Origin of the sequence: Streptococcus pseudopneumoniae, assembly GCF_038148935.1 — a bacterium.
In the GTDB taxonomy this organism is placed as follows: Bacteria; Bacillota; Bacilli; order Lactobacillales; family Streptococcaceae; genus Streptococcus; species Streptococcus pseudopneumoniae_U.
Window position 1 is genome coordinate 1 of the sequence record NZ_JBBJZX010000084.1, and the last position, 8,704, is coordinate 8,704.

Below are 8,704 nucleotides of genomic sequence, written 5' to 3' on the forward strand. Positions count from 1 at the left end.
ACTTTTGTAACTTTATGTGAGTTTGATGTGATTACTGTTGTAGTTTCATCACTCTTCGTTTCACCATTTCCAGCTGTAGCTACCGCTGTTATTGTGTATGTTCCATCTTCATGAGAGCCAAATTTCCATGTGTTATCTGGAGATTTTGATATAAGTCCATTCGATAATGACCAATTTTCTGATTTTTTCGCTACCACTTTAGTCGCAGATCCATTATCTTTCGAAATACTAAACATTACTTCATCAGCATCAGTCGGTATATTGATTTCTGTTTCACCATTCATTTTCGCCGTTGACGTCAACTCTGCTGGTTTCGTATATTTAATAACTACTTCATTACTATTATCTGACTCAGTTTTATCGCTACCAGAAGTGTACACCACTTTGGCTACAATTTTTGCACCAGGATTCAATGTTTTACCTGCTAATAAAGGAACATTTATCTTATCTTTTTTGTCAAACTCTCCCTCTTTAGCAACGGTTGTTTCACCAATCTTATTAGGTTGTGCTGGATTTGACATGTCATACAGCTCTACAGTTGTTCCACTGTTCACGTTATTTACTGTCAGACTTGTTGCAGTAGACGTTGCCCCTTCTACTGTCGGTGTTAAAGGTTTAACTTCAAAAGTAACATCAAATTTTTCAGAACGATTCCAATTTATGGCATCATTATCTCCTGCCATAAATACTTGAATACTATCTTTATACTTACCAAGATAATTTGCTTTTTGTCTTTCAGAAGTTCTACTATAACTTGCATATTCTGAAAAATTACCATCTGATGTTGACTTCCAAGTAGAAGACGTTTTTGGCGAATTAGATGTAAAGTAAGTCTGAGCGTTATTACTTGTTCCTCCAAAATCCGTTCCAAAAGTAGTCGTCACATGTGTTATAGTAGGAGTAGCGTGATAAACTTTCAAATTGATATCAATAGTTTTCTCAACACTTCCTTCTGTTCCATCAGCATTTGTAACACTATAAGTAACTTTTACGCTACCTTTTGTATTATTTCCAGTAGCATCCGTCTGCTCTGTTGTACTTAGTTCAGTACCCCATGCTACTGTCACACCGTCTGCTGGTTTATTTACATTAGTATTATTCTGACCTTTAAACTGCACATAATTTTCAGGCTGTGTTCCTTCAGGTAATCCTTGATTTAACAGTGTTGTAAATTTATCCTTTTTAGCCACAGCTGTTGGATATACTGTAACAGGTACAGTTACTTCTGTTAGTTTCGTAGTTGTATTATCAACATTTTTTTCTTTCACAACTAATGTTGCAGTGCTATCACCTACTGTTGTTGTGTTTGGAGCAGTTTTCCATTCAACCGTTAAGTAATTCGGTAAAGATTTTTTATTATTTTGTTCTTTATATACTAATGCAGTTGTAGGCGAAATTGTTACAGAACTTCCTGCAAGATACTTCAACGAAAGTCCTTCGAATGTTCTTCCTTCTGCAATATTTGCAGATGTTATTCCGCTCTCCAGATTTTTAAATGTTTGTTTTACATTTAATGTTTTTGTGTTCGAAGCGTCATTTTTTCGAAGATATTGTCCATTTTGTAAACTAACACTCCACTCACCATTGCTATTAGCTGTAGTAGTAATGCTATTATCATTTTGTAAAGTAAGTGTTACTGTCGCATTCGGTAAACTTGTACCTGATACCGTGCGATCAGCATCTGTCAACGTTCCATTAATTGTTGGTCTATTAATAGTTGCCAATCTATTTAATGGCATTTGCGTTTTTGTACCATCAGAGTAGGTCACTTCAACAGTATTATTAACATCATTTCCTTTACTTACTGTTATTATTGTATTGGTTGGCAATTGAGTATTGACTTTTTGTAATTCTGTTACTAACTTTTGTTTTGCAGCTTGTGTTAATTCACCATTTTGAATATCGTCTTTTTGCAACACAACAGATGTGTTTTTAATCCCACTTTCATAAACATTTTTAAGAGATTTTACCGTTACTGTAATTTGTTTTGTAACCGCCTGAACATTTCCCTGATTATTGTAATTTCCTGCAGCATCAACAGCACTATACGTAATTGTATAAGTTCCTTCTTTTAGATAGTCATTATTTCCTAACGTTATAGTTTCCCCATCTTTTTGAATACTTACAGTTAAAGTTCCTTCTCCAACAGTTTTTGGCTGTCCTTGAGCTGGGGTATCCTCTGCATCGCTTACAGTAACAAGATTTTTCAATGCAGCTAAAGTTAAAGTCCCATCAGCATGATAAACCTCTTTAGTATCTGGTTTTTTATCTATTGTTGGTAAGGTATTCGTTGCTGTTGCTCTTGCATAATCACCAGAAGGATTATTTGCCTCATTATCATAGTGAACACGAGCAATTACACTATTATTAGACGAAGGAATAGTGAACGGAATATCATTTTTTGTATGAGTATCTTTAATGTGTAATTTAAATACTTTCTCAGCTGGATTTGTACTTCTTTCTTCCGTAAAGTCAGTTGTTGTTTTTCCAGTAGCTGTAAATGTGCTACTTCCTGAAGGTTGATGTTGTTCTTCTACTTGCCATCCATTATCCGTTTTGTTAATTCCATACTGATACTTACTTCCGTCTTTACTTGCAATGATGACATAGAAACGGCTAGCATCATGCGGTACACGAACAACAATATCACGTCCTGCTTGAACTGGAGTTTCTTCAAATTTGGCTTCTCCTAAACGAACCTTAACAAGCGTTGAAGCCGAAGTCATTCCACTTATTTCTTGTTTAATTGAAACACCTTTAGCCGCTTTTGTCTTCGCATCTTGTTTCTCATTTTGAGTTAATAATTCATCATTTCGAAGTTCATATTCCCAATTTCCGTTTGCACCTACTCTCGTTGTTACTTCTTTATTATTTTGTAGCGCAATCTTGACAGTTGCTCCTGGAATACCTGTTCCTGCAATTCTTCTCTCTATCGAACCTAAGTCATTTCCAAATTCTCTCGAACCTGTAAACGTTGGCGCTACTGGCACTGCAATTTCTGTTCCTGTTACAACTTTGTAAGAATCATCTTCAAAAGTAATCTTAGCTACGTTTCCAAAACCGGCATCCGTCATTTTCTCTACTCGAGCAGTTGTTGGCAAGTTTTGATTTTGTTGTTTAATTTTTTCAACAAATCTGCCTCTTACAGCATCTGTGAAACCATTATCCGCAACATCTGACGCATTGAAAGTCTCTTTTTGATTTAAATTAATTGTCGTAACATCTGCAATTGATTTAACTTCAATCGTACGTGTGATAGAATCCGCAGCTGTTCCAGCAGCATCACTTGTACCGTACGTTACTACATAGCTACCTTTTTTTAGATAATCTGTATCGTTGAGATTGAAGGTTTTACCGTCTTTAGTAATAGAAGTCACTGTTAGTTTTTGGTTAGCCGTTTGACCTACAGTTTTATTATTATCATCCTCAACATCTGTGGCAACCACTAATTCCAAAAGTTTCGCTCTTGTTAATTTGTCACTAGCTACATAAGTATTTTTACTGTCGACTTTATTTGTAATTGTTGGTTTTGTATTAGTTACATTTGCACGTACCCAATCAGCACGTGTCTGATTTTCACCTACATAAATTTGTGAAGAATTTCCAACTGAATTTCCTGCAGCATCCGCTTTGTGCATACGTAAGCGAAGTTTATTTTCTCCAGCTTGTAATCTGAAAGGAATATTTGATTCCGTTTTAGGGTCTTTAACACTAATATGGAATTTCGTAATTGAAGGATTCGCTTGTGAAACTATTTCTAAGTTTAATTTACCCGCAAAATTCCCGCCAAGTTTCCATGTTCCATTCTCTTTTTTAACTGTTATTTCTTCTCTGTAATCATTCATTTGAATGTAGGCTAATCCTACATCTTTAGGTAACGTAAAGTTAATATCACGACCCGCAGCAACACTATTTTCTAAAGTAGGGAATCCAATCAGAACATCTTTACTCGTCGTATCAGATTCTACATTATTAAAAACTTGCTTAACTATTACTTGTTTACCGTTGTAACCACTAGTGTTATCTGCTAATTTATTTTGAGTTAATACTTCACCAGCCTTTAAGTCATACTTCCAATTCCCGTCAGTTCCTACTGTTGTTGTAACTTCTTTATTATTTTGTAACGTAATCTTAACAGTTGCTCCTGCAATACCAGTCCCTGAAATACTACGCTCTGTTGAGTCTAGTGAATCTGCATACGCTCCTTTTGGTGTTACTACCGGCGCCGTTGGTTTAGCCACTTTATCATGAGAAACATCTATACTTGAATCATCAGAGAAAGTCACTTTGACAACTTTATTCGTTTCATCTGTTGTCCCTGCTGTAAACTTAGGATTCCCTTTTAACGTTTGGTTGACTTGTTTTAGCTTTTCAGCAAAACTACCTTTGATATTTTTCGTAAAGTTACCACTTGTAACATCATTATTACCATATTCTACTTTATCAGTTGGATATACAATATCGTTCGCATAGGCCTCTGCAAGTGATGAAACTGTAATAGTATGTTCTCTTGTAACTCTTACTCCTGCAGCATCTGTTGTTGTATACGTTAAATTGTACGTTCCTTGTTTTAGAGCTTTACCATTTGTTAAATCAACAGATTGTCCATTTTTCGTAACTGTTACATCTAAGTTTTCTTTAGCACTATTTCCAACTGTTTTATTATTGTCATCTTCTGCATCTGTTACATTAACAAGTGTTTTTAACTTATCTTTTGTCAAAGTACCATCTGAGATATAAGTAGTATTTTGATTTGCTACTGCAATGGCTGGATCTGTATTTGTAGCTCGCGCTGCTACAGACCATCCTCCATCATTAGTTGGATCCGCTGGATTATTGCTACCATTAACATAATGAGCACGAACTTGTATAGTAGTGTCATCATTAATTCTAAATGGAATATTTTCTTTTCTATTCGAATCCTTAATATGAAGAGTAAACACTTTTTCAGAGATATTATTCCCATTAGATACTGTCAACTCAGTAGTGCTAACTTTATCTGCATTTAATATTTTCCAATTTCCGTCAACTAATTTAACATCATATTGAACAGTATCACTTCCATTTTTTATTTGTAGATAAAATAATGCAGTATCGTGAGGTAATTTAACAGAAATATCTCGTCCTGCCTTAACAGGTGTAGCTACAGAGATTGCTCTTCCCATTTGAACATCCACAGTCTTCGCTACTGATTCAATATTATTAACAACCTGTTTCACAGATATAGGATTAGAAGCTTTTACGGTCGAATCTTTATCATTTTGTGTTAGTTTTTCATTCGACGCTAAGTCATATGTCCATGTACCATTATTTTTAACAGTAACTTCCCTAACTGTTCTTCCATCTTGTAATGTAATTTTTACTTTTGCTCCAGGCTGACCTGTACCCGAAATACTACGCTCTGTGGAAACTAGCTTCCCGCCTTGATTTTGAGGAATAGTAACTGTTGGTGCTTTTGGTTTAATTTTGTAGTTAAAGTAATAAGTTTGTGAATTACCATTTCCATCTTGGGTTCTGATTTCCGCTATATGAACTCCTGGAGTTTGAGTATCAGCAACTATACCATCTAAAGTTGGAGCAGTGTATGGAGTAGCTTCCGTGGCTGTTGTTTGAGTACGGAAATCTTGACTGAACTTTTCTTTATTAACCCCACCTGGTGTATTGTCAATAGATAGATTATTGATTTTTCCTGAATTATCCCATACTTTTATAGTTGGAGTGAATCTTTCGCCCTGAGCAACCTCATACAAAACAGGGTTTGAGTTATTTTTACTTGTTGGAAGCTGAGTTCCATTCACACTAACTACCGGCGGAACTCCGTCCGTTGGCACAGTCGCTTTATGTCTATCACTAGCATCACTATTCCCAAAGTAAGATATGGCACTAACTTCTGTTCCAGCTTTAGCATACCCTGCTTTTACTGAGAATGAATTTCCATTGATTTGAATTCCATCCTTACCATCCCCACTACTAGTCCACGTTCCGTCTTTAGGGTTACGTGTTAGGGTTATCGTTTTCTCTTCATTATCTTGATTCCTATAAGAGATTCCTACCATATCCACGTTTTGATTTTGGCCAGAATAAGGATTCACTGTTACTGTCCCCTCATTATTAGGTGTAACTGTCGGAGCATTCGGCTTTTCTTGTAACCCTCTCGCCATGAAGTACATATGAGCTGTACTATTCTCAACCGATCTCATTCCAGCTCCATAGTAAAGCGGAGCATACTGGTTATCTGTATGTGTTTTATAAGAAATCCTTACTAATCCATTATTCAGAGTAAAGTGATATAATACCTCACTATTCTCATGCAATCCGTCTATATTCCTTTTTGCTTTAGCTACCACTTCTTTAGAAACTGCTGTTCCTTCCGGCCATTTACGGAATTTGTTTAGAGTAGGCCCTAAATAATAATACCCATCTGAATTGTGATTGTCAGTAGGATCCTTTCCAACTTTCTGGCTCTGACCAGTTTTAGCTATAAAATCAGTATTTGTAACATCAGTAAGACTATTAAAGTTAGAGTTAAAGTCAAACCCACCTTTTGCAGGGCCATAAACAGCTTTATCTCCTCCTAACGTTTCTCTTATTCTATTTCCCCATTCCTCGTTAAAAGTACGACTTCCGCTAACGGATGAGTTGGTATGTCCCTCATATGTTCTAGTAACTGCCAGAGTCTCTGTAATAGTATGCCCTTTCGGTAATGTAAACCAATAAAAAGCATTTTGGTGATTTTGTCGTGTACTACTACTATTAAAAATCAAATCCCATTTGAAATTACCATTACCCAAGTTTGTAACAGTAACCTTAGCTTCCTCCACTGCATCACTTACTTGCACTAAATTCTCTTCTCTAGGTTTGTCATTGATGCCTCTTCTCATCGCATACAGATAAGTCTCGGCAGGCAATCCAGAACCATCACCATTTTTAACAATATACGCCCTTTTTGTTTTAAGACCAGTCGGATTAGCTCTAAAGTCTGAGCCTTGTTTCATTGGTTTGCTATTTCGCAAATCCCGTTTTCCTGATTTTTCACGAGTAAGTGCTAAGGCAAGTTTTTTCTCAGCTTGCTTTCCTTTTTTGAGGAGTTCTTCAATTTCAGCTGGTGTTAACTGAGGTTGTGATACACTAGCTTCAATTGATTTAACAATTTCTTCTACTCCTTCTAAAAGTTTCTTAGTCTCAGGACGTGTGATTTCATTTGCCTGTGTCAGATAGGCAGACAAATCCTTTGAAATCGTTTTCAATTTTTCTTTGTTCTGATTATCACTAACTTCTGACTTTGAAAGTTTAGTTGATGGAGTCCTAACTTCTCCATTAGTTGATGCTACAGGATTCTTCTCTAGGACTTTTGTAACAGCTTCCTTTGGAGTTAGTACAGTCCCCTCTGGAGCAGTCAGCGTAGTGTTTGTCAGACCTGCTTTTTCTAAGACTGGAGGAGTTGAAACTTGAGGTGACAAAGCTTCCTTGACCCGACGAGTCAGGTCTTCCATGAGTTTGACTTGCTCATCAACCTGTGCTTGCGTCGCTTTTGGATTCTCTAAGACCGCCTTAGCCTTTGCGATACCTTCTTCGACTTCAGTGTGGAGAGCCTTCATGGAGTCTAGGGTCAGATTTGCCAACAAAGCTTCTAGGGTGCTTTGTGTCGATTTGGCTGCACTTATGTCAGCTACTGGCGCTGATCCTTCCTGATCTTTTTCCTTCGCCACTTGAGAAGCTTCTTCTTTATCGTCTATCTTAGTCTCGGGCTGAGGACTTTTAACTTCAGCTTCTGATTCTTCTTGACTTCCTTCTTCAGCTTTAGCTTCTGGAGCGCTAGATTCTCCTGCTGATTTGAGATCAACTGGCTGTTCAACTACTGCCGTTTTCTCCGGATTCTCCTCATCTGAATCCTGTGGATCCCCATCTGAATTTCCAGAAGGTCCAGCAACTACATCACTAGCTGTTACCGGAGACACTGCAGGGGCCTGCGCTTGCACCCCATTCGCAAAGAACATCAGAGCCGCCACTGCAACACTAGCAGCCCCAAAATGATATTTCCTTATTGAGTAACGGTAAATTTTTTCACCATTATCATCACGATATGATTTTCTCATTATCTTACCTCTCGTTTTCCCTTTCTGGAGGTACCAAAAAATACCCCCCCCCTTAAATATTTTAGGTATTTAAAGAAAGGATATGTTTCTTTTTATTCCCACACTTGTCAAAAGACAAATTCCGAGATAGTATTATTATATCCTATTTTCGCAAATTTGAACAGCAAAACGCGAAGTTTTTAGCAGTCTCGTGGAGACGTTAAAAAAGTAACAAAAAAGCCGATATAATAGCATTTTCTCGCGATTATATATATATATATATATGCACACCCTTATCTATCAACCTTATTATGGATAATATTTTAAATTTAATATAAATAAAAACAGACCCTATCTATAGAAAGATAAAATCCGCCATTTTTTCTATATAAAATCAACAGAAGCATTCTGCTGAAAATAGTGAAATACGATGTAAGTTTCCTAGCACTCTGATAAGATTTTGAGGGAAAAGCTAGATACATCCCCTAACTTACAAAAGCGCCTCAAACTCAGCGACGGTCATCCCCAACTGCTTACTGGCAACTTCAGATGTTAGAAGACCTTGACGAACGAGATTTAGTAGCATAGACAAACTTCCTTCAGCTTTCCCGCGTTCAAGTCCTTGTTCG

General features: G+C 36.8%; 1 protein-coding gene and 1 pseudogene. Both read right to left on the reverse strand.

The features are described from left to right. Positions 1-8,096 (reverse strand): Ig-like domain-containing protein (locus WKI42_RS08530; protein WP_368081689.1); only part of this gene is annotated, 8,096 nt, incomplete at its 3' end. Positions 8,097-8,565: 469 nt separating this feature from the next. Beyond that, positions 8,566-8,704 (reverse strand): annotated as a pseudogene (locus WKI42_RS11095) (Rpn family recombination-promoting nuclease/putative transposase); the annotation flags it as partial.